Source organism: Parerythrobacter aurantius, assembly GCF_045291475.1.
GTDB classification, from domain to species: domain Bacteria; phylum Pseudomonadota; class Alphaproteobacteria; order Sphingomonadales; family Sphingomonadaceae; genus Parerythrobacter; species Parerythrobacter aurantius.
The window spans coordinates 235,549-256,137 of sequence record NZ_CP147985.1 but is presented as its reverse complement, the minus strand read 5'-3'; the positions used below and the strand labels follow the sequence as shown (position 1 = coordinate 256,137).

Here is a 20,589-nt window from a genome sequence, read left to right as displayed (position 1 = left end):
GCCCGGCCCGGGCAGGCAGGACATGGTTCGAATGAGGTCGGAGGGTGCGGCTGCTTGAAGCCGTAGCTTCGGTCTCGCCCCGCCGGGATCCCCACCATCCCGGCGGGGCACCCGGGGCCGATCAGCCTTCTTCGGTGAACCAATCGAGGTCGAGATCGTCATAGCGGTCGGTGAACTGGCCGATTTCGACCAGCATGGGACGGTTCAGGATTTCGACCCGCCGCCCGGACCGCGCGATTGCACCGTTCGCTTCAAGTTCCTTGAACAGGCGGCTGACCTGCACTTCGGTAAGGCCAATGGCATCGGCGATCTGCAATTGCGTGAGGCCGAGCGAGGCGCCGCCTACAGGCGGTTCGTGCAGCAGCTTCTGGCGGGCATCGATCTCGAGGATCAGCGCCGCGAGCCGCGCCAGGCCCTTCGTCCGCCCGATCGAAACGAGCCGGTCGTTGAGGATGGCGTTCTCCATCGCCGCGAAGGTGTAGAAAATCGCCGCGATCCGGGGCAGGCTGCGAAAAGCCTCGACGAGCTTCGTTCGCGGAAACACATAAACATCGGCAGCCGTACTGACCGTGACCGAATGCGTCGCGCGGTCGAAAGGGATATTGGCCGTGCCGACTATGTCTCCGGGGAAATAGAGCCGCGTTATTGCCCGCTCGCCGCCGGCGAGTTCCACCGAGGCGAACAGCCGCCCCTTTTCGACGATGAAGAGCTGGTCGGGTTCGTCCAGTTCGCCCACGACGAGGTCGGTGCCGACGCTATAGTGGCTTTTCCTTGACGCAAGGTTGCGCAACGTCGCTTCCTCGTCCGCCCGCAAGGGTGCGATCCTGCCATATTTCGCCAACACATCCTGCATCGCATCCCCCCGTGCGTGGCCCGTTCCTTGCCGCGCCAGCGCCAAACGTACCAAATTTGCAGGGCCTTATGCCCTACAGGACGGGAGGGACGCCAGCACTTCGTACGACAGGACCGCTGCCGCGACCGCAGCATTGAGGCTGTCCGCCCGGCCCAGCATGGGCATCGTCACCCTCAGGTCGCAGGCTGCCTCGTAGGCTTCGGGAAGGCCTTGCGATTCGTTGCCCACCAGGACGAAGCACGGCGCTGTATAGTCAGCGCCGCGGTAGGGCACTGCATCGCGCAGGGACGCCGCCACCAATTGGCCGCCATGCTCCGATCCCGGCCCCTGCCGCAGCCATGGCAGGAATTCCTCCCACCGCGCCAGGGCAATCGCTTGCGTGAAAACCGCGCCCATGCTGGCACGGACGGCCTCGACGCTGAAGGGATCGGCGCAATCGTCGATCAGGATCAGCCCCCCAGCACCCACCGCGTCGCCGGTCCGCAGCATCGTCCCGAGGTTGCCCGGGTCACGCAGGGCCTGGGCCACCAGCCAGATCGGCGCCGCCGTGCGGTCGAGGGCTGCCAGCGAGGTATCCCATTCGGCAAAGATCCCCGCCACCGCCTGCGGGTTGGATTTGCCGGTAATCTTGGCGAGGATGTCGGCCGAGGTCTCGATGATCTCGCCGCCGGCGTGCTCGACCTCCGTTTCGAGGGCGCCCAGCAGGGGATGCGCTTCGCGCCCTTCGGCCATCACCAGCGTGTGCGGCAACCGCCCGCATTCGCGCGCATCGGTCAGCAGGCGCAGCCCTTCCGCCAGGAACATGCCCGCAGCCTTGCGGTGCTTCTTCTCCCGCAGCGAGCGAAGGAATTTGACCGTCGGGTTGGAAAAGCCGGTGATCTGCCGACGGGGCATCGGCCGATTACTCTTCGCCGAAACCGTCTTCGACCATGGCGCACAGCTGATCGAGCACTTCGGCTTCGCCCGCGCCCGCTACGGCGATCTCGATGGTGTCGCCCTTGGCCGCGCCCAGCATCATGAGGCCGAGGATCGAGCCGCCCGCCGCCTGGTGGCCGTCCTTCGCCACGGTCACGGACAGGCCGTCGGGCAGGGTCGCGACGGCGCCCACGAACTTCGCGCTGGCCCGCGCATGGAGGCCGCGCTGGTTCACGATGGTGACGGTCCGCCGCGACCCGCTCATGAGGCCTTTTTCTTCGGCGGCGCTTCGGCCTGCCCGAGAAACTCGGAGGCGACGGTGATATAGTTGCGCCCGGCTTCCTGCCCGGCATTGACGGCCGCGACCACGTCCATGGTCTTGCGCGCACCGGCAAGACGGATCAGCATCGGCAGGTTGATGCCGGCGATCACTTCGACCCGGCCTGTTTCCAGCAGCGAGATCGCGAGGTTCGACGGCGTGCCCCCGAACAGGTCGGTCAGCACGATGGCACCGTTGCCGCTATCGACCCGCGCGATCTTCTCGGCGATCTCGGCGCGGCGCTGCTCGACATCGTCGTTGGGGCCGATGCACACAGTCTCGACCGCCTCCTGGCGGCCGACGACATGCTCCATCGCCTCGACGAACTGGTCGGCGAGGCGACCGTGGGTAACTAGGATAAGACCGATCATGCAGTGCGTGTATTCGTCGTTACAGGTCTTGCGCCTGGTGTGCTGTCCGGAATCGGAAAGTCGGGGACTTAACCGTGCAGCCCCACCATGGCAACTGCGGGTTAACGGCTGCTGTCTTTACGCCTGCCTGCCTTCGAACTGGTCGGCCGCGCGCGAGGCGAGATTGCGATGGAGGACGGTCGGCGCATAGCCCGCCTCGCGCAGGGCAGCGGCCATGGTTTCGGCCGTGAACACCGAGCGGTGCCGCCCCCCGGTGCAGCCGAAGGCGACATGGACATAGGCCTTGCCCTGGGCCCGGTAGCGCGGCAGCAGCGAGAGCACCAGGTCGCGGATGCGCTGGAACACGTCGTCGAAATCGCCCTTGGCCGTGATGTATTCGCCGACCGCGGGATCGAGCCCGGTCTGCTCGCGCAGCTCCGTCACCCAGTGGGGATTGTCGAGAAAACGCATGTCGAAGACGAGATCGGCGAGCGGCGGCATCCCGCGGGCGAAGCCGAAACTGCTGACGGTAATCGCCTGGATGGCCGGATCGTCGTGCTGGAACCGCTCGCGCACCATCTGCTGCAATTCGTTGGCGGCAAGCTCGCTGGTGTCGATCACCGCTTCGGCCCAGCGACGCAGCGGTTCCATCAGTTCGCGTTCCGCCCGTATCCCCTCGATTGCGGAGCGGCCGCGCGCCAGCGGATGGTGGCGACGCGTTTCGTTGAAGCGACGCTCCAGTTCGTTGGTGGCGCAGTCGAGATAGAGCGTGCTGACTGCCAGGTCGCTGCGATTGGCAAGCTGCTTGACCAGGTCGATGATGTGCTGCGGCACGAAACCGCGCGTCCGGGAATCGAACCCCACGGCGAGCGGCGCGGGATTGTTGGAGGCACTGATGTCATGCAGCAGAGGTGGCAGCAGGCGGAGCGGGAAATTGTCGAGCGTTTCCCAACCGAGATCCTCGAGCACGCGCAGGGCGGTGGTCTTGCCCGCGCCGGACATGCCGGTGACGAGGAGTATTTCGAGGCGGCCGGTCATGTGCCCCTTGCGCTATCGCCAAGCCCGTGCATCCGCAATGCATATTCCGCCCGGATCGCGGCGACCGGACCCTGCGGGGCAAAGCGCAGCACGGGGACGGCGGTGCCGAGAAGATCGTGGGTGGGCGCTTCCTCCACGAAACGGGGCGCGGAAGGGTCGAGCGACAGCAGCAGGGCCACCGGGGCGGAGACGGGTTCGAGTTCGGCAATGCCGACATTACGGATCTCGATCATGCCGGCGATGCGCGGGGGCGGGCAGGCCCACAGCACCGGGCCGTCGCGCAGTTCAAGCGTTACGCCGTCATCCCCCACCAGGCGCGCACCGCGGTCTATCAGGGCGAGTGCGAGCGAGGTCTTGCCCGAGCCGGGCGGACCCTCGATCATGATGGCACGGCCGTTCACCGCGACACAGCTGGCCTGGTAAAGCGTCATGGCGCGCCGGTCGCGGCGCTGCGCGGTTCGGGCAGGCTGAGGACAAGGCAGGCACCGGAGGCCCCGTCGGCCCGGTCCTCGGCCACCAGCGAGCCGCCGTGCGCCTCCGCAATGGTCCGGGCAATGGCGAGGCCGAGGCCGCTGTGGTCCCCGAACTGTTCGTCTTCAGGGCGATCGGAATGGAAGCGGTTGAAGATCTTCACCCGGTTTTCGGGCGGGATACCCGGGCCTTCATCGCTCACGGAGAGATGGAGGCTGCTCGGCCCACGGTCGATCGCGACAGTGATGGTCCCCTGCGGCGGCGAAAACGAAACCGCATTGTCCAGCAGGTTTTCGACCACTCGCTCGATCCGCACTGGAACGCCCATGGCCATCGCACGGAACGGAGGTTTCTCGAACCGCATCGTCCGCCCGGCATCGAGCCCGCGGCTTTCGCGCGTGGCCAGAATATTGGCAACGAGTTCGCCGAGGTCGATCCGCTCGAACGTCGCGCGGGAAATTTCCGCATCGACCCGGCTGGCGTCCGAAATCTCCGTCACCAGGCGGTCGATCCGGCGCACGTCGTGGGTCGCAATGTCCAGCAGTTGCCGGCGCAGTTCGCTGTCCTCCACCTTGGCGAGCGATTCGACCGCGCTGCGCAGCGATGCCAGCGGGTTCTTGATTTCGTGCGCCACGTCGGCTGCGAAATGTTCCACTGCGTCGATCCGCTGGCGCAACGCATCGGTCATGTCGGAAACGGCCCGGGCGAGCACCCCGATCTCGTCGCGCCGTTCGGGCAAGCGCGGCACCTCGACCTCGCGCTCGCGGCCCAGCCGGACCTTCTGGGCAGCGCGCGAGAGCGTCTGCAGCGGCCGCACGATGGTCCGCGCGAGATACAGCGAAAGCAGGATCGACAGGACCAGCGCGAAGCCCACCCCGATGCCGAGCGTCGAGCGGGCCGAGCGCACCGCCTCGGTGATGTCCTTTGCGTTGCGTGTCGTCAGCAGGGTCACGCCCTTGAGCCCGACCGGGGCCGCGGCGGTAATCACAGGCGTGCGGTCAGCCGCCTGGCGCAATTCGATCTGGGTCAGCCCCTGCCGCCTCGCACGCACCAGCTCCGGCCACGCCGAGGCACTTTGCGCCTCGGGCTCGTCGTACTTCGGCACGGGCGGGGCGCCGACCAGCGTATCGACCGTCTGGTCGAGGAAGCGGGCGAAGCGCGGGCCGAAACTGTCGTCGGTGGGATCGTCGAGCGTGAAGCCCGGCGCATCGAGCGCGAAACTGTCGGCCCACAGGCGCCCTTCGGCATCGAACATCCTGAGGCGCATGCCCTGTTCCTTGCCGATCTGCACCAGAAGCGCTTCCTGCCGTTCGCGGCTGGCCCCGGCGAGCGCCTCGGCCGTGATCTGCGCTTCGATCCGCGCCAGCTTGTAGCGTTCGTCGAGCAGTTGGGCGCGGTAACTGTCGAGATAGAAAATCCCGCCGCCCAGGGCGACCAGCGGCAAGAGGTTGACCAGCAATATGCGCGCCGAAAGCGACAGCCGGTCGAGCAGGCTCATCCGTTCGAACGGCCGGACCATCCTGCGCGCGAGATCGCGGCCGGCGCGGGGTTCGTGCAACGAGGCGAGCCGTTCCGGCTCAGCCATCGGAGAAACTGTATCCCGCGCCATATAGCGTTTCGATGGCGGAGAACTCTCCGTCGACGGCCCGGAACTTGCGCCGCATCCGCTTGATGTGACTGTCGACCGTGCGATCGTCGACGTACATTTCGTCAGGATAGGCCGCGTCCATCAGCTGGTTGCGGCTCTTGATCACGCCGGGTCGCGCGGCCAGCGCCTCGAGGATCAGGAACTCGGTGACGGTCAGCGAGACCTGCCGGCCAGCCCATGTGACTTGGTGCCGTGCTGGGTCGATGGTCAGCCTTCCGCGTACGTAGATGTCGCGGCGTTCCGGCTGCTCGACATTGCCCGGGTCTGCAGTGCCGTCGTCGCCGCCCCCGCGACGCAGGATGGCCCGGATGCGCGCAAGCAGCAGGCGCAGGCTGAACGGCTTCGAGATATAGTCGTCCGCCCCCATTTCGAGGCCGGCTTCCTCGTCCGCCTCGTCATCCTTGCTGGTCAGGAAGATGACGGGAAGGGCCGAATGCTCGCGCAGGCGGCGCAGCAACTCCATGCCGTCCATGCGGGGCATCTTGATGTCGAATACGGCCAGGTCGGGCGGATTTTCCAGCAGCGCTTTCAGCGCGGTCTCGCCTTCCGAATAGACGCGGGTGTCGAACCCTTCCGCCTGTAGCGCAATGGAAACGGTTGTCAGGATGTTGCGATCGTCGTCGACCAGCGCAATGACGCGCCGCTGCCGGACCTTGCCTGTAAGAACCTGTGTTTCCTCAATCATCGCGTAGCCGCATTTCCTTGCCCGGGGCCGTGTGCGACCCTAGCGCCAAGACCGGACGGTCACAACGCCCCGTCGCGCATGGATAACGGATAGTGTATGGCGGGGCGCGCAAGGTTTGACGGAATCGCCATTGCGCATTATCGGGCCGGGAAAGGCGTGCATACCTATGCATAGCTTGCACCGTGTCGCTCCCCGGCCCCCGGCCAAACCGAATTCAGGAGACTCCAGCGTGACCTTCCCGCTGTCTACCAGCCTTGCCGCACAGGGTATCGCCACCGAAGCCGTGATTCACCCGAACCTGGGGACGGCGCAGCTCGTCGAACATGCGGTGAAGAAGGGCGAAGGGCAGCTGACCAGGGACGGAGCGCTGCTGGTCGATACCGGCAAGTTTACCGGCCGCAGCGTGAAGGACAAGTACATCGTCCGCGATGCGGAGACCGAGAGCACCATCAATTGGGGCTCGATCAACCAGCCGATGGCGCAGGGTCACTGGGACAATCTGAAGGCCGATTTCCTCGCCGCAGTGCAGGAGCAGGGCGAACTCTACGTTGCCGACCTGTTCGGGGGCAGCCAGCCCGAATACCGGGTGAATGTCCGCGTCATCAACCAGATGGCCTGGCACAACCTGTTCATCCGCACGCTGCTGGTGCGGCCGACGGCAGACGAGCTGGCCGGGTTCGTCCCCGAATACACCATCATCAACCTGCCGAGCTTCAAGGCCGATCCGGAACGCCACGGTTGCCGCAGCGACACGGTGATCGCGGTCAACCTGACCGACAAGCTGATCCTCATCGGCAATACCGAATATTCGGGCGAGATGAAGAAGGGCGTGTTCGGCCTGCTCAACTACCTTCTGCCCGCGCAGGGCGTGATGCCGATGCACTGTTCGGCCAACATCGGCGCCGACGGCAAGAGCGCGATCTTCTTCGGCCTGTCGGGCACCGGCAAGACCACGCTGTCGGCCGATGCCAGCCGCACGCTGATCGGCGACGACGAGCATGGCTGGTCGGACGAGGCGGTCTTCAACTTCGAAGGCGGCTGCTACGCCAAGATGATCAACCTCTCGGCCGAAGGCGAGCCGGAGATCTACGCCACCACCAAGATGTTCGGCACGGTGCTCGAAAACGTGACGATGGACCCGGCGACCCGCGAACTCGACTTCACCGACGGCAGCAAGACCGAGAACACCCGCGGCGCCTATCCCATCGAGTACATTCCGAACACTTCGGAAAAGAACCTCGGCCCGGCACCTTCCAATGTGATCATGCTGACCGCCGATGCCTTCGGCGTGCTGCCCCCGATCGCGCGGCTGACGCCCGACCAGGCGATGTACTACTTCCTCAGCGGGTACACCGCCAAGGTTGCCGGAACCGAAATCGGCGTGACCGAGCCCGAGGCAACATTCTCGGCCTGTTTCGGCGCCGCCTTCATGCCGCGGCATCCCAGCGTCTACGGTAACTTGCTCAAGGAACGCATCGCCAGGGGCGGGGCGCAGTGCTGGCTGTTCAACACCGGCTGGACCGGCGGCAAGTACGGCACCGGCAGCCGCATGCCGATCAAGGCGACACGAGGGCTTCTGAATGCCGTTCTCGACGGCAAGATCGACGAGGTCGAGTTCCGCAAGGACCCGAACTTCGGCTTCGATGTTCCGGTGCATGTCCCGGCGCTGGCCGAGGCCGGGATCGACCAGACGCTGCTCGATCCGCGCAGCACCTGGGCCGACAAGGACGAATACGACCGCACCGCCCAGAAGCTGGTGCAACTGTTCATCGACAATTTCGCCCAGTTCGAGAACCACGTCGACGAAGGCGTACGCCAGGCCGCACCGCAAGCGGCCTGACATCCATACAGGTTGGAGAGGGAAGCCCCGCCCGCGCGAAGACGCTGGCGGGGCTTTTTCGTTGCTTTACTTGGTTATCAGTTGATCGGGGCGTATCCTCGCCGCCACGACTCGCAACCGACGGAGACAAGCGATGAGCATGCTGGACGGTATCCTTAAGAACATCGGCGGCGCGCCCGACGATATCGCCAATCTCGCGGCCAAGGTCGGGCTCGATCCGAAGATGGTCGAGAAGGCCGTCGCCACCTTGGGACAGACGCACCAGATGCAGGGCGACACGGTCGAACTCGCCTCTGCGAAGACCGGGCTCGATGCCGGCACGCTCAAGACCATTGTCGAACAGATCGGCGGCGAAGGATCGCTCACCCAGTTCGCCGACGCCATCAGGAACGATCCCAAGTCGATCATGGGAATCCTCGACAAGGACGGCGACGGCAATCCGCTCGACGATATCGCCGGCATGGCCAAGGGACTGTTCGGGAAGGGCTGATCTGCGTCAGGCGGCGGCGCGTCAGGCGCCGTCGCCGCCGATGTCGTCCTATTCGCCTTCGTCGCCTTCCTCATCCTCCAGCGCATTGGCGACACCGCGGGCATTGCCGAACCGGAACGGCTGGCCTTCGGTCGCCTTTTCAAGCTGCGCGATCAGCGATTTGGCCGCGGCGGAGGCCTTGCCGCCATGGGGATCGTTGGCGACCGAGGTCAGGCTGGAAATCGCCAGCGCAATCTGCCCTTCCTGTGCCTGCATCATGCCGGCGTTGATCCACAGACCCTTGTCGAAGGGCGCCATCATGGCCGCCTGTTCCAACGCCAGCTTCGCCTGTTCGGGCGGAGTCTGCCCGCGCTCGGCATAGCTGCGATAGTAGTAGATCAGCGGCAGGGGATGATCGTTTTCCAGGCTGTTGAGGGTCGTGAACGGGGCCATGGCGGCCTTGTAGGCGGCGTCCTTGTCCTCGGCATCGGCTGCAAGGCGGAACAGCGCATAGCCCTTCTGGACATAGGCGTTCTTCGCTCCGCGATCGCGGGTGATGGCTGCATCGGCGGCGGCAATCGCTGCCTCGTCGTTCCCGGCATCGTATTCGGCCTCGGCCAGGGCGGTCAGGACGAACGCGTCTTCGGGATATGCGGCCGCTATCCTGCGCGCCTCGACCACGACCTCCGCCGCTCCCTCGGCATCGACGCCCCGGCGCGAGCGGACGACGACGGGCATCATCGCCTCGGCCCCGGTGCTCAGTTCGCTGATGGTGACAGCGCCGACCGTGAGCAAGTCCGGCGTGACATTGTAGGCCGACATCTTGCGGGACTTGAGATAGGCTTTCACTTCGCGATTGAGCTGGTCGATATCGCCGAAGGCTTCCTGTGCCGCTTCGGCCGATGGACTTCCCGTCGCCAGCTTCTGCATATAGGTGCCGATCTGGCCCCGCCGCTCCTCGTTGAAGCGCAGATAGTGGTACAGCAGCCAGGACTTGCCGTAGAACGCATCATAGCCCCTGCCGCGCTTGGCTTCGTAAAGGTCGGGATCCAGCAATTCCTGGACGGTCACGTCGTCGGCATAGGCCAGTTCGCCGGCGCGGTGATTGGCAGGCCGGCCGATCTGGACGGTGCCGTCGCTACCGAACTTGGCCGATGCGAAGAACTCCGCAGCCCCTTCGTTCATCCAGCGTGGCAAGGCGAAGCGCGAACTGGTCATGATGAAATGGTGGGCATACTCGTGCAGCAGCAGGATCATCGACCAGGTCGGTTCGCCGCTGGTGAACTGGATGTCCTGCACGAACGCCACCGAACCGCCGGCGCGGGGCGAGTAGAATGCGCCAACGAAGCGGTCGTTATCGCCCTTCAACCGCCGGATGTCGCCCTGGTCGCCGACTACGAAAATGGTCACCCTGTTGGACGGGCTGGGCGGGCTCACCTTGCGACCCACGACATAGCTCATGGCCGCATGATACCGTTCGAGCGCTAGGGCGAACCTCTGCAGATCCTTCTCGCTATCTTCTGCATAGATGACGAAATGATCGCTCTCCGCGACCCGCCATTTGGCCGATGCAGGCGAGGCGATACCCAACAAGGCAATGGCAAAGAAAGCGAAAAGACGCCCTGGCAAGTAGTGTGTCAAGGATCGGACCCCTAATATTCAACCAAGCATTGAACTATTACAGAACCTAACACCTGCGCAGCATGTGGCAAGTGCGCGCTTAAAGGCCGGTGTTCCCTTGCCGTCGAAAAGGTTGTCCCTCCTCGGCAGTCTCCAGCATCGTCAGCAGCGCCTTGGCGGTAACCGCGTGTTCCCCTCCGTGGGGATCGAGCGCGACCGGGCGCAGGCTCTGGCGGGCAAGCTCGATCATGCCTTCGCGCGCCTGCATGATGCCAACGCTCAGCCACAGAGCCTTGTCGAACGGTGCCAGTTCGGCCGCCCGCTCCAGCGCCCGCCGCGCTTCAGGCGGTGCAACGAAGCCACGCTGGGCGAAGCTCAGGTAGAAATACACCAGCGGCGTCGGATGGTCGTTTTCAAGGGCGTTGAGCGCCTCGAACGCGGCCATGGCCGCCACTGTCGCGGCGTTCGTGTCCTCGCTCGCGGCCGCTGTGCGGAACATGGCAATTCCCTTGTGCACATAGGCACCATGCAAACCAGGATCGATGGCGATGGCCCGGTCGGCCGCCGCGATAGAAGCCGCGTCATTGCCCGCGTCGAGCTCCGCTTCCGCCAGGGCCGCCAGCACGAAGGCATCGTCGGGGTAGGTCGATGCAATCACCCGGGCCTCCGCCGCAACCCGCTGCGCATCCTCCCGCGTGACGCCGCGCCGGGACTGGATCATCACCGGGATGACCGCCGCAGCTCCGTCGCTCAATTCGGTGACAGAAACCTGGCCGATTTTGAGCTGGCCCGGCTGGAAAACGATGGCCGGTGTCGACCAGGCGTCGCCCCGCGAATGCACATGGAGCGCCCGGTCAAGTCCCGCGAGGTCGCCGAAGCTTTCCTGCGCCGCATCGATGGAGCGCTTGCCCGAACGGATCGCGGTCACATAGCTTTCCAATTGCCCCTTGCGATCAGCATCGGTCGACAACAGGTGGTAGAGCAGCCAGGCCTTGCCGTAGTAGGATTCGTACTGCTTGCCGATATCGGTGCCGTAGGTTTCCGGGTCCAGAAGCTCGCGAACCGGCAGCGGCTCCTCAAAGAAAACCTCCCTGATCCGGTGGCCGGCTGGCGCGCCTATCTGGACGGTCCCGTCATGTCCGAAGCGAGCAGAGGCGAAATACTCCGCCGCCCCTTCGCTGAGCCAAAGCGGCATGGCGTCTCGTGCTGACATGGCCATGTAATGATGCGCATATTCGTGGAGCAGCGCGGTGAAGGCCTCGCTCCTTTCCTCGCGCGACCCATCGATCGCTGGCACGAAGGCAACGGAATCTCCTGCACGCGGGATATAGAAGGCCGAGATGAAGCGGTTGCCGCCGCCGTAAAGGTCGCGGATGTCCTGCCTGTTTCCGGACACGAAAATGGTCAGGCGGTTCGAGGGGCTGGGCTGTGCGACCTGGTGTCCGGTCACCAAGCCCAAGGCATCGTGATACTGCTCCAGCGCTTCGGCAAAGCGAATGAGGCGTTCTTCCTCGATTTCGGCATAGATCACGAAATTGTCGGTCTGCGCTACGCGCCACTGGCTGGCTGATGCCGCTGAAACGGCAAACGCCAACATATGGGACAAACCCAAAAGTGTACTCAAAGCCAAAAAACGCATCGGCGCGACCCGAACCATTCAAAGAAATCGACTAGGGAAAGGCCGATGCTTTCATGACGGCGCGCTCCAGTCAACTCGCCTGCGCGGAATACCGAGCTTTTCGGCGCGCCGCTTGCGAGCCGCCATGCGGCAGGTCAGGCGCGGTCGCGCTCGACGAAGTTCCAGATCTGCGACACGACGACCGAACCTTCGCCCACCGCGCTCGCGACGCGTTTGACGGAACCGGACCTGACGTCGCCGACGGCAAAGATACCCTCGCACGATGTTTCGTAGGGAGAGGTCTCGCCGGTGGCACTGCCGGTCAGGACGAAACCCCGCTCGTCGGTCTCGACCAGCGTCCCCAGCCACGAGGTGTTGGGGGCCGCGCCGATCATGATGAACAGCGCCCGCGTGGGGATGTGCCGCTCGACGCCTGCCGTGCGGAATGTGACGGCTTCGAGATGATCGCCGCCATGCAGCGCGGTGACTGCCGTGTCGTAGTGGACGGTAATGCGCGGATCGGCCTTCAGTCGTTCCATCAAATAGCTCGACATGGATGCGGCGAGGGACTTGCCGCGTACGACCACATGGACGTGGCCTGCCGTGCGGCTGAGATACATGGCGGCCTGGCCCGCCGAATTGCCGCCACCGATCACCACCGCTTCGGTGTTGCGGCAGAAGCGGGCCTCCATGTCGGTGGCGGCATAGAAGACGCCGGCACCTTCCAGTTCGGCCAGCCGGTCCAGCGGCAGGCGGCTGTATTGTACGCCAGTCGCCACCAGCACGGCCCGGGCGCAGACGGCATCGCCGCCGTCGAGCGTCGCGCAGAACGCGCCGTCGGCGCGCCGTTCCAGCCTTTCCACCCGGCGCGGCATGGCGAAGCGGGTGCCGAACTTCATCGCCTGGATCTGTCCGCGATAGAGCAGGTCGGTCCCGCTGATGCCGGTCGGGAAACCCATGTAGTTCTCGATCCGGCTGGAGGTGCCGGCCTGGCCGCCGATGGCGGTGTCCTCGATCACCAGCGCTTTCAGTCCCTCGGCACCGGCATAGACTGCCGCGGCCACCCCGGCAGGCCCGCCGCCGACGACAAGCAGGTCGTAGAGCGTTTCGGCACAGGCATCGAGGTCGAGATTGAGATACTGCGCCACCTTGCGCGGGGTCGGCTCCTCGAGCACGCGGTCCTGGCCGAGGATAACGGCGGGCCGGTGGCCGACGAGATTGCAGGCGGCCAGCACCTCTTCGCCCGATCCGTCCATGTCGAGGCTCTGGAACGGGATGCGGTTGCGGCTGAGGAACTGTTCGACCCGCTGGACGGCCGCGTCACGGTCGGCACCGATCAACTTGATGGCGCTGTTCCTGAGCTCGAACTGGCGGCGACGACGGGCACTGAAGACGCGGATGACATGGTCCGACAGTTCCGGCACGCGGGCCATCATCGCGAGCATGTCGGGGCGCGGCACTTCGAGCGTGGCCGTGTCGCGCACCGCGCGCATGGGCAGCAGCCAGCTGCCGCCGTTGAGGAAGCCGATCTCGCCCATGAACTGCGTCGGGCCGAGAGTGCTCGGGACCATCCGTCCGCCGGTGAACGGGTCGACGACTTCGACCTCGCCGTCGATCACATAGACGAAGCGGTCGATCGCTTCGCCCGCCACGGCCAGCATCGTGCCCGCAGGATAGGTGCGCTCGCTACCAATCGCCCGCAGCGCCGCGACATGTTCATCCGCCAGCGGCACCCGCGGCATGGTGGCAAGATCGTCGCCGAGCGACTCCACGGGTCAGGCGCCGGTCTTGGCGATGTAGCGCTGCACGTTCTTCGCCAGCACGTCCATCGGGGCATTACCGCCCAGGATCACTGCGTCGTTGAAGGCCTTGAGGTCATAGCGGCTGCCCAGCTGACGCTGCGCCTCGGCACGCAGGCCGACGATGCGGCTGTGGCCCAGCTTGTACCCGGTCGCCTGCCCCGGCCAGCTGCAATAGCGGTCGACCTCGCTGGCGACTTCCTCGGCCTTGGAACCGTTGCGCTGGACGAAGAAATCGACCGCCTGTTGCCGGCTCCAGCCCTTGGCGTGGAGCCCGGTGTCGACCACCATGCGGCAGGCGCGGAATGCCAGGCTCTGCAGATAGCCCAGCCGCCCGACGGTGAATTCGTCATAGGCGCCGAGCTCGTCCGCCAGCTGTTCGGCATAAAGCGCCCAGCCTTCGCTGAAGGGGTTGAAGGCGAGGATCGAGCGGATCAGCGGCAGGCGGTTCGAGAACTCGCCTTCCCACACATGGCCCGGAATGGTTTCGTGATAGGCGAGGTCCGCAAGGTCGTATTTGCGATGCAGGTCGGTGGTGCGCAGGTTGATCCACATCCGCCCCGGGATGGTGCCGTCCTTGCTGCCCGCCCCGCCATAGGCGCCGGGCGCCCCGGGCTCCTCGGCAGGCGGCAGGCGACGGATCTCGAGGTTCGGATCGACCAGCGTGTTGAAGGCGCGCGGCATCTGCGCCTTGATCCAGGCGACACGCTCTTCGATGAAGGCCATGATCTCCGCCCGGCCCGGGTCGCCCTCGGCGAACTTGTACCGGGGATCCTGGCTGAGCGCCTGCATCCGCTCGCCCACCGTGCCCTTGGTATATCCTACGGACTGCAGGATCGGCTCCATCCGCGCATGGAGCGACTCCAGCTCTTCCAGCCCCTGGCGATGAACCTCGTCCGGCGTCATGGTGGTAGTGGTGCTCGATCGCAGGGCCCAGGCGTAGAACTCTTCGCCGCGGGGACGCGCGTACATCCCGGGATCGGACTTCGCGACCTTCTGCTCGGCATAGAGCTCGGCCAATTGCGCCTCGAGCGCGGGCGCGATGCGGGTCTTGACGATATCCAGCGCCGCATTGACGTTCTGCCGCGCGACAGCGGGATAGTTTTCCGAATCCCGCAGCACCGGGGCCGCCAGCGCGCCGCCTTCCATGGCATCGAGCAGCGTCGCCTGCATCTGCTTGACCGCCTTGGCCAGGAGGAAATCGGGCGGCACGACGCCCATCGCACGCGCGGCCTTCATCCGTTCGAGCTCGCCCGCCAGCACGACCGGCACCGCCTCCAGCCGTGCCACATAGGCTTCGGCATCCTCGGCGGTCTTGAGCGGATGGGTCGAATCCATGAAGCGCGGCAGGTCGAGATAGCTGCCCACATTCTGGATCACGACATAGGGCGCGGTACGCCAACTACCGACCGGGACATCGCCGTAGGGCAGGGCAAAGCCTTGCAGCGCGACCTCGTAGCCGCTCTGCACGACGTCGAGATTGGTGACGGTATCGGAGTCGAGCCCGTCGCGCGGGTACGCCTTCACCCGTTCCAGATCCTGCCGCAGTGTCGCGGCAAAAGCCTGCTGGCCGGCTGGCGACTGATCCTCCAGCTTGCTGCGCAGATGCGCATACTGGCCGGTATCCACGCCCAGACCGGTTGCCCGCTCGGGCTCATGTTCCAGCAGGTTGTAGGCGACGACCTCCAGCAGCCGGTCGGCCCCGATCTTGCGCGCCTGCAGCACGCCTGCCTCGCTCACCGTCGCCGTCGTGGAGCAGCCGGCGAGCATCAGGGCGGTCGTCGCGCCGAGGCCGGCGAGCGCCTGCCGCCTGGTAACTGCGGGAAGGGCGATGTCGTAGGTACGTGCGGTCATGCGCGATGTCTGGCCCGCACCGCTGGGCAAGTCAAACGCGGTTTGCTAGGGGCGCGACTATGACGAACCTTGTCCTGTCCATCCTCATGCTCGCCGCCTTCGCGCTCGTCGCCGGGGCCGTCGTGCTGTGGCGGCGCGGGGTACGCAAGCAGGCGGGCCTGATGGTCCTGCTGGCACTGGTCGCCCTGCTCAATGTGGCGATCTGGACGGTCCCCGACACCGGGGGGCAGGCGCCGGTGGACCGTCTGCAACCTGCGGACCGATAAGCGACCCGGTCCGAGGCTGATCAGTCTGGGATGCGCCACTCGACGGCACTGGAGAATGTGCCGCTCGTCACCTCGCCCCGATCGTTTCTCGCCGGTTCGAACCGCGCCCTTCGCGTCACCAGGCTGCAGGTCGCGTCGTCCAGCGCGCTATGGCCGGTCGAGCGGGTAATGGTGCAATCGCTGACGCGGCCGTCGGACCCGATGGTCAGCCGGAAACCGGCGGTGCCTTCCCATTCACGGCTGATCCAGCTGGTGCGATAATCGTTGTCGGTCACCCAGTTTCCGTTGCGCGCCTTGGGTGCAACGGGGGTGAAGCGCTGTATCGTCGCCTCGCCCGCACCGCCGGTTTCCGCCAGCCCGTCGCCGACGCCTTCGCTCCCGCCCGCGGTTGTGTCGGTGGACGTGTAGTCCTGCTCCTCTTCCGTTCCGTCGACGGTGCTGCCCGACAGGGGCAGGTCGAACGGTTTTTCCGGAATGACGATCTTGGTCGATTTGCGCGGTTCGTCGACCGCCGGCTGGTCGGGCGGGGGCGGCTCGACCGGATCCAGCGGGATATTGACGGCATCGGGAATGATGCCCGGGATCATCTTCGCGACGCCGCCCGCCAGCCCGGTGACGACCACCACTGCCAGCGCGGCGTGGATCGCCGCAACCGCAACTACCGCCGGGCCGCGCGTGCCTGCACCTGCCGTATCTGCATAAGCCATTGCCATTCTCCTCTCACCCACAAAGAGAATGATACAACATAACATAGATTGGCAAGCGGTTTCGCGTAGCAAAGCGCTACCGATCCCGCCTTGGCGGGTCAGTCAGGGTCAGCGATGGAGCCGGGACGACCGCGGCGATCAGGTGATCGGGCAGGCCGGATCGAGGCGGAAATCGAGGTAGTTGTTGACCGAGGCCATCAATTCTTCCTGCTCGTCCTGGAAGAAGTGGTTGGCGCGCGGAATTTCCTCGTGGTGCACGGTAATGTGCTTCTGCGTGCGCAGCTTCTCGACCAGCTTGGTGACCGAGTTGGGCTGCACCACCGTGTCCTGCGCGCCGTGGATGAAGATGCCGCTGGCGGGGCAGGGGGCGAGGAACGAGAAATCGTACATGCTGGCCGGGGCCGAGACGCTGATCCAGCCGCGGATTTCGGGGCGGCGCATAAGCAGCTGCATGCCGATCAGCGCGCCGAAGCTGACGCCGGCGACCCAGGTCACCTGCGCCTCTTCGTGGATCGACTGCACCCAGTCGAGCGCCGCGGCGGCATCGGACAGTTCGCCGATACCATTGTCGAAGCTGCCCTGACTGCGGCCGACCCCGCGCATGTTGAAGCGCAGCGTGGCGAAACCGCGATCGACGAAGGTCTTGTAGAGCTTCTGCGTGATCTGCTCGTTCATGGTCCCGCCGCCCTGCGGATGCGGGTGGAGGATCATCGCAACCGGCGCGCGCGGGCGCGGCGGCGGGGAGAAACGGCCTTCGAGGCGGCCTTCGGGGCCGGGGAAAATCACGGTGGGCATTTGCTGGTACCTGTTAGCGCGGGCACGGCGCGGGTGACGCGCCGGAAGTGCGCGCTATATAGTGCGCCAGCCTGAATTCGCAATCATCCTGAACCCCTGGGGCCTGCCATACCCGACCGCATCTATCTCGACCATGCCGCCACCACCCCGCTGCGCCCTGAAGCGAAGGCGGCGATGGAGGAAGGCTTCCGCATCTGGGCCAATTCCAGCAGCCCCCACGCCGAGGGGCGGCGGGCGCGGGCTGCGCTGGAGGATGCGCGCGAACGGGTGAAGCGGGCGCTGGGCTGGGATGGCGAAGTGATCTTCACCAGCGGAGCGAGCGAGGCGCTGTGGATGGCGCTCAACCGGGCCAAGGTCGAGCGGAGGATCGTCAGCGCGGTTGAGCATGACGCGGTGTTCCGTGCGGCGCCGGACGCAGAGCTGTTCTCGGACGAGGTGAACATCGACGGCAAGACGATCCTCGCCATCCAGCATGTCAATTCGGAAACCGGGGTGATCAACCCCGTTTCAGATATGGTGGCAACGGTGAGGCAGGCGGGCGCGCTGGTCCTGTCGGATTGCTCGCAATCGGCGGGAAAGCTGGCCTTGCCTGACGCCCACATGCTGGTCGTCTCGGCCCACAAGTTCGGCGGCCCGATCGGCATCGGCGCGCTGATGGTTCGCGACTTTGCCATGCTCGAACCGATGGGCGGGCACGAGCGCGGCTATCGCCAAGGGACGGAGAACATGCCGGGCGCCTTGGGCATGGCGGCGGCGTTGGAGGCTGGTCCTTGGGCCACGACAGGCGAGCAGCGGGCGGAATTCGCCGGGCAGCTTTCCGCCTCGACCCTCACTTTTGGCGAAAAGGCGGACTACATATTCGCCCTCGCGCATCCGACCATGAGCGCGCAGGCGCTGTTAATCCGGCTCGATACGATGGGTTTTGCCGTTTCGGCGGGCAGCGCCTGTTCTTCGGGCACGCTCAAGAAGAGCCGGGTGCTCGACGCCTTCGGTGTGGACGATGCGACGGCCAGTCGCACGATCCGTGTCAGTCTCGGCTGGAACACAACGCCCGAGGAGCTGGAGCGCTTTGCCGATGCGTGGAGCTCGCTTATATGATCTACCTCGACTACCAGGCCACCACCCCGCTCGCGCCCGAGCCGCGCGAGGCGATGCTGCGGTGGCTGGGAGGGCCGGGCAGCGAAAGCTTCGGCAACCCGCACAGCCCGCACCGGATGGGCCGCATGGCCGCCGCTGCGGTGGAGGCGGCGCGGGAGAAGGTCGCGGCGCTGTTTCCGTCGGGCGGGCAGGTGATCTTCACCAGCGGCGCGACCGAGGCGCTCAACCTTGCCATTCGCGGGTGTTATGCGGTGCGCGCGGGGGAGCGGGTCGCCTTCAGCGCCATCGAGCACGCCGCCGTCATGGAAACTAGCAAGGATATCGGCAACTGGGCCGAGCTACCGGTCACCGCCGATGGGCTGGTCGACCTGTCGCAGGACTTCCCCGCCCGCATCGGCCTGATGGCGGTGATGCAAGTCAACAACGAGATCGGGACGATCCAGCCGCTCGAGGAACTCGCCCAGAAGGCGAAGGCCGAGGGCGCCCAGGTGCTGGTCGACGGGGTGCAGGCCGCCGGGCGCATGGCGCTGTTCGAAGCCGACATGATCGCCGTCTCCGCCCACAAGCTGCACGGCCCCAAGGGGATTGGTGCGCTGTGGCTGCGCGATGGGGTCGGGCTGGTCTCGACCTCGGGCGGGGGCGGGCAGGAAGCGGGCGTCCGCTCCGGCACGCTCAGCCCCGCGCTCTGTGCCGGGTTCGGCGCGGCAGCGCAGCTGGCGGTCGAGCGGATGGATAAGGACGCGGCGCATGTCGAAGCGTTGTGGACGCGGGCGCGGGAACTGTTCGCCGACTGGAAGCTCAACGGCAGCGCCGAGGCGCGCTGGCATGGCAACCTCAATATCCGCCGCGATGGGTTGGATGTCGCCCGCCTGATGAGCGATTGCCGTGACGTGATGTTCAGTGCGGGCAGCGCCTGCGCCAGCGGCTCGGGCAGGACCAGCCATGTGCTGGCCGCAATCGGGCTTTCGCAGGCGCAAGCAAAAAACTCTATCAGGCTCGGCTTCGGGCGCTACACCACGCTCGACGAGATCGAACAGGCCGCAGCGTCCATCAATGCGGCAGCGGAGGCGCAGTAGTGAAAGTCACCTTCGAACCCGCTCGCGGCGAACCGGTGACGGTCGAGGCGCAGCCGGGGGACAACCTCCTGAAGATCGCGCAGGCCGCCGACATGCCGCTGGAGGGCACCTGCGAAGGCCAGATGGCCTGCTCGACCTGCCATGTGGTGGTGGCGAGGGAGTGGTTCGCGCAGCTGCCCGAAGCGAGCGAGGAAGAGGAAGACATGCTCGACCTCGCTTATGGCGTAACTGCCACCAGCCGCCTTTCCTGCCAGATCGAGCTGACGGAGGAGATGGACGGCCTCACCGTACGCATCCCCTCCGAAGCCCGGGACATGAGCGGGATCTAGGCAACTCTTTTAACGGCTGCGTGCGACGATGAATTGCCATTCGACCTTGCTTCCGGGGAGGATGACGGTTCGCTCCGCCACTCGCAAAGGTTCTTCCGGAAACTGGTTCGAATCGTAGAAATCAGGTGTTTTTGCCTTTCGGCCACTCGATTGCAGACGGCGATCGAAGAGCGACCGCGACGTGAAATCGCCATGGCCCTCACCACTGACCTGCCAGTATCGCCCGCTCTTCGGCTGGAGAAATTGCGGGTCGCCGATTGGGCGGACGAAAAACACTTCCCCGTCGTCTCCGATTTCAGCCGACGAGATCATCGTTGCAAGCGTTGCTTCGAGCTGTTCGTCATATGCTTTGGCAACAGTAGGCGAAATTGGTCCTTCGACGGCATCGGGCGCCGGATACACGAGTGGCGCGAGAAGCAATATTCCAACCACAATCATTGCGGTTACTCCCAGAATCAGAGTGCGAGGGAGCTTTTGCTGAAACGCTGTACTACCGGATGCTAGGTCCGATGAATGGGGTGCAGTGTGGCCGTACCCTTCGCCCGCAGCGAGCATTCGAGCAGCTTCGATTGAAGACGTCACGTCCAGCTTGGTCCTGGCGGTCTTCAGCCGCTTCTCGACCGCATGGTGCGAAATGTTCAGTTCGACCGCGATCTCCTTGGCAGATTTGTGCTGCAGCCAGTGACGCAGGCAAATTCTTTCGTTCTCGGTTAGGCGCGCGAGCCTTTCATGATGTGCCATGGTTCAATGATAGGCCGCGGATGTGAGGTACGAAAGTACGGCCGATTGGTACCATGGCAGAACTTCCCCCCTCCCCGTCGAAGGGGGGAAGTCAAGCT

General features: G+C 65.4%; 21 protein-coding genes. 6 read left to right on the top strand and 15 right to left on the bottom strand.

All coding sequences use genetic code 11. From position 1 onward, the window contains the following. Positions 1-121: 121 nt before the first annotated feature. The 8 genes from WAB17_RS01345 to WAB17_RS01310 all read right to left on the bottom strand — a co-directional run bounded on the left by WAB17_RS01345 (position 122) and on the right by WAB17_RS01310 (position 6,279). Positions 122-853, bottom strand: coding sequence for a Crp/Fnr family transcriptional regulator (locus tag WAB17_RS01345; RefSeq protein ID WP_435418250.1), 732 nt, complete (start codon positions 851-853; stop codon positions 122-124). A 66-nt stretch (positions 854-919) separates the two neighbouring features. Next, positions 920-1,747, bottom strand: coding sequence for a TrmH family RNA methyltransferase (locus WAB17_RS01340; protein WP_435418249.1), 828 nt, complete (start codon positions 1,745-1,747; stop codon positions 920-922). A 7-nt stretch (positions 1,748-1,754) separates the two neighbouring features. Continuing rightward, entirely contained in the window at positions 1,755-2,033 is a 279-nt protein-coding gene (locus WAB17_RS01335; protein WP_435418248.1) for an HPr family phosphocarrier protein, read from the bottom strand. Beyond that, entirely contained in the window at positions 2,030-2,458 is a 429-nt protein-coding gene (locus tag WAB17_RS01330) for a PTS sugar transporter subunit IIA (protein WP_435418247.1), read from the bottom strand. Before WAB17_RS01330 ends, WAB17_RS01335 begins: the two co-directional genes overlap by 4 nt. Before the next feature lie 117 nt (positions 2,459-2,575). Continuing rightward, positions 2,576-3,475 carry an RNase adapter RapZ gene (rapZ, locus tag WAB17_RS01325; RefSeq protein ID WP_435418246.1) on the bottom strand — a complete coding sequence of 300 codons (900 nt, stop codon included), beginning with the start codon at positions 3,473-3,475 and terminating at the stop codon, positions 2,576-2,578. Continuing rightward, a complete protein-coding gene (locus tag WAB17_RS01320; RefSeq protein WP_435418245.1) occupies positions 3,472-3,906 on the bottom strand; it encodes an HPr kinase/phosphorylase in 435 nt (144 codons plus the stop codon). The genes rapZ and WAB17_RS01320 overlap by 4 nt, the downstream gene beginning before the upstream one ends. Further along, positions 3,903-5,465 (bottom strand): ATP-binding protein, encoded by a 1,563-nt coding sequence (locus tag WAB17_RS01315; RefSeq protein ID WP_435419408.1) that lies wholly within the window; start codon positions 5,463-5,465, stop codon positions 3,903-3,905. The genes WAB17_RS01320 and WAB17_RS01315 overlap by 4 nt, the downstream gene beginning before the upstream one ends. Positions 5,466-5,523: 58 nt before the next feature. Further along, complete coding sequence (locus WAB17_RS01310) at positions 5,524-6,279, bottom strand: response regulator transcription factor (RefSeq protein ID WP_435418244.1); 756 nt, start codon at positions 6,277-6,279, stop codon at positions 5,524-5,526. A gap of 229 nt (positions 6,280-6,508) precedes the next feature. Between WAB17_RS01310 and WAB17_RS01305 the strand changes: the two genes are divergently transcribed. Then, complete coding sequence (locus WAB17_RS01305) at positions 6,509-8,119, top strand: phosphoenolpyruvate carboxykinase (RefSeq protein ID WP_435418243.1); 1,611 nt, start codon at positions 6,509-6,511, stop codon at positions 8,117-8,119. A 133-nt stretch (positions 8,120-8,252) separates the two neighbouring features. Beyond that, a complete protein-coding gene (locus WAB17_RS01300) occupies positions 8,253-8,609 on the top strand; it encodes a hypothetical protein (RefSeq protein WP_435418242.1) in 357 nt (118 codons plus the stop codon). Positions 8,610-8,657: 48 nt separating this feature from the next. Here WAB17_RS01300 and WAB17_RS01295 read toward each other — a convergent pair whose 3' ends face one another. The 4 genes from WAB17_RS01295 to WAB17_RS01280 form a co-directional block, all read right to left on the bottom strand. Beyond that, positions 8,658-10,181, bottom strand: coding sequence for a DUF1570 domain-containing protein (locus tag WAB17_RS01295; protein WP_435418241.1), 1,524 nt, complete (start codon positions 10,179-10,181; stop codon positions 8,658-8,660). A gap of 127 nt (positions 10,182-10,308) precedes the next feature. Then, entirely contained in the window at positions 10,309-11,805 is a 1,497-nt protein-coding gene (locus WAB17_RS01290) for a hypothetical protein (protein WP_435418240.1), read from the bottom strand. A gap of 176 nt (positions 11,806-11,981) precedes the next feature. Continuing rightward, positions 11,982-13,598: an FAD-dependent oxidoreductase gene (locus tag WAB17_RS01285; protein WP_435418239.1), complete on the bottom strand. Its 1,617-nt coding sequence runs from the start codon at positions 13,596-13,598 to the stop codon at positions 11,982-11,984. A gap of 3 nt (positions 13,599-13,601) precedes the next feature. Next, positions 13,602-15,479 (bottom strand): DUF885 domain-containing protein, encoded by a 1,878-nt coding sequence (locus tag WAB17_RS01280; RefSeq protein WP_435418238.1) that lies wholly within the window; start codon positions 15,477-15,479, stop codon positions 13,602-13,604. 59 nt (positions 15,480-15,538) lie between these two features. On the opposite strand from WAB17_RS01280, the gene WAB17_RS01275 reads away from it, so the two are divergent. Further along, positions 15,539-15,745: a hypothetical protein gene (locus WAB17_RS01275; protein ID WP_435418237.1), complete on the top strand. Its 207-nt coding sequence runs from the start codon at positions 15,539-15,541 to the stop codon at positions 15,743-15,745. Positions 15,746-15,765: 20 nt separating this feature from the next. Here the strand turns inward: WAB17_RS01275 and WAB17_RS01270 are convergent, their stop codons facing one another. Further along, a complete protein-coding gene (locus WAB17_RS01270; protein ID WP_435418236.1) occupies positions 15,766-16,452 on the bottom strand; it encodes an energy transducer TonB in 687 nt (228 codons plus the stop codon). A 138-nt stretch (positions 16,453-16,590) separates the two neighbouring features. Then, positions 16,591-17,247: an alpha/beta hydrolase gene (locus WAB17_RS01265; protein WP_435418235.1), complete on the bottom strand. Its 657-nt coding sequence runs from the start codon at positions 17,245-17,247 to the stop codon at positions 16,591-16,593. A gap of 174 nt (positions 17,248-17,421) precedes the next feature. On the opposite strand from WAB17_RS01265, the gene WAB17_RS01260 reads away from it, so the two are divergent. From WAB17_RS01260 to WAB17_RS01250, 3 genes are read left to right on the top strand one after another with little or no spacing between them, the layout of a single operon-like run. Next, positions 17,422-18,345 carry a cysteine desulfurase family protein gene (locus WAB17_RS01260; RefSeq protein ID WP_435418234.1) on the top strand — a complete coding sequence of 308 codons (924 nt, stop codon included), beginning with the start codon at positions 17,422-17,424 and terminating at the stop codon, positions 18,343-18,345. Further along, positions 18,342-19,421, top strand: a complete 1,080-nt coding sequence (locus tag WAB17_RS01255; protein WP_435418233.1) for a cysteine desulfurase family protein — start codon at positions 18,342-18,344, stop codon at positions 19,419-19,421. Before WAB17_RS01260 ends, WAB17_RS01255 begins: the two co-directional genes overlap by 4 nt. After that, a complete protein-coding gene (locus WAB17_RS01250; protein WP_435418232.1) occupies positions 19,421-19,750 on the top strand; it encodes a 2Fe-2S iron-sulfur cluster-binding protein in 330 nt (109 codons plus the stop codon). The genes WAB17_RS01255 and WAB17_RS01250 overlap by 1 nt, the downstream gene beginning before the upstream one ends. A 9-nt stretch (positions 19,751-19,759) precedes the next feature. Here WAB17_RS01250 and WAB17_RS01245 read toward each other — a convergent pair whose 3' ends face one another. Then, positions 19,760-20,491, bottom strand: a complete 732-nt coding sequence (locus tag WAB17_RS01245; RefSeq protein ID WP_435418231.1) for a helix-turn-helix transcriptional regulator — start codon at positions 20,489-20,491, stop codon at positions 19,760-19,762. Positions 20,492-20,589: the final 98 nt, after the last annotated feature.

Excerpts from the sequence above, each read along its gene's own strand:
- WAB17_RS01345 (WP_435418250.1), bottom strand. The coding sequence starts at position 853 with ATGCAGGATGTGTTGGCGAAATATGGCAGGATCGCACCCTTGCGGGCG.
- WAB17_RS01340 (WP_435418249.1), bottom strand. The coding sequence starts at position 1,747 with ATGCCCCGTCGGCAGATCACCGGCTTTTCCAACCCGACGGTCAAATTC.
- WAB17_RS01335 (WP_435418248.1), bottom strand. The coding sequence starts at position 2,033 with ATGAGCGGGTCGCGGCGGACCGTCACCATCGTGAACCAGCGCGGCCTC.
- WAB17_RS01330 (WP_435418247.1), bottom strand. The coding sequence starts at position 2,458 with ATGATCGGTCTTATCCTAGTTACCCACGGTCGCCTCGCCGACCAGTTC.
- rapZ (WP_435418246.1), bottom strand. The coding sequence starts at position 3,475 with ATGACCGGCCGCCTCGAAATACTCCTCGTCACCGGCATGTCCGGCGCG.
- WAB17_RS01320 (WP_435418245.1), bottom strand. The coding sequence starts at position 3,906 with ATGACGCTTTACCAGGCCAGCTGTGTCGCGGTGAACGGCCGTGCCATC.
- WAB17_RS01315 (WP_435419408.1), bottom strand. The coding sequence starts at position 5,465 with ATGGTCCGGCCGTTCGAACGGATGAGCCTGCTCGACCGGCTGTCGCTT.
- WAB17_RS01310 (WP_435418244.1), bottom strand. The coding sequence starts at position 6,279 with ATGATTGAGGAAACACAGGTTCTTACAGGCAAGGTCCGGCAGCGGCGC.
- WAB17_RS01300 (WP_435418242.1), top strand. The coding sequence starts at position 8,253 with ATGAGCATGCTGGACGGTATCCTTAAGAACATCGGCGGCGCGCCCGAC.
- WAB17_RS01290 (WP_435418240.1), bottom strand. The coding sequence starts at position 11,805 with ATGTTGGCGTTTGCCGTTTCAGCGGCATCAGCCAGCCAGTGGCGCGTA.
- WAB17_RS01280 (WP_435418238.1), bottom strand. The coding sequence starts at position 15,479 with ATGACCGCACGTACCTACGACATCGCCCTTCCCGCAGTTACCAGGCGG.
- WAB17_RS01275 (WP_435418237.1), top strand. The coding sequence starts at position 15,539 with ATGACGAACCTTGTCCTGTCCATCCTCATGCTCGCCGCCTTCGCGCTC.
- WAB17_RS01270 (WP_435418236.1), bottom strand. The coding sequence starts at position 16,452 with ATGGCTTATGCAGATACGGCAGGTGCAGGCACGCGCGGCCCGGCGGTA.
- WAB17_RS01265 (WP_435418235.1), bottom strand. The coding sequence starts at position 17,247 with ATGCCCACCGTGATTTTCCCCGGCCCCGAAGGCCGCCTCGAAGGCCGT.
- WAB17_RS01260 (WP_435418234.1), top strand. The coding sequence starts at position 17,422 with ATGGAGGAAGGCTTCCGCATCTGGGCCAATTCCAGCAGCCCCCACGCC.
- WAB17_RS01255 (WP_435418233.1), top strand. The coding sequence starts at position 18,342 with ATGATCTACCTCGACTACCAGGCCACCACCCCGCTCGCGCCCGAGCCG.
- WAB17_RS01245 (WP_435418231.1), bottom strand. The coding sequence starts at position 20,491 with ATGGCACATCATGAAAGGCTCGCGCGCCTAACCGAGAACGAAAGAATT.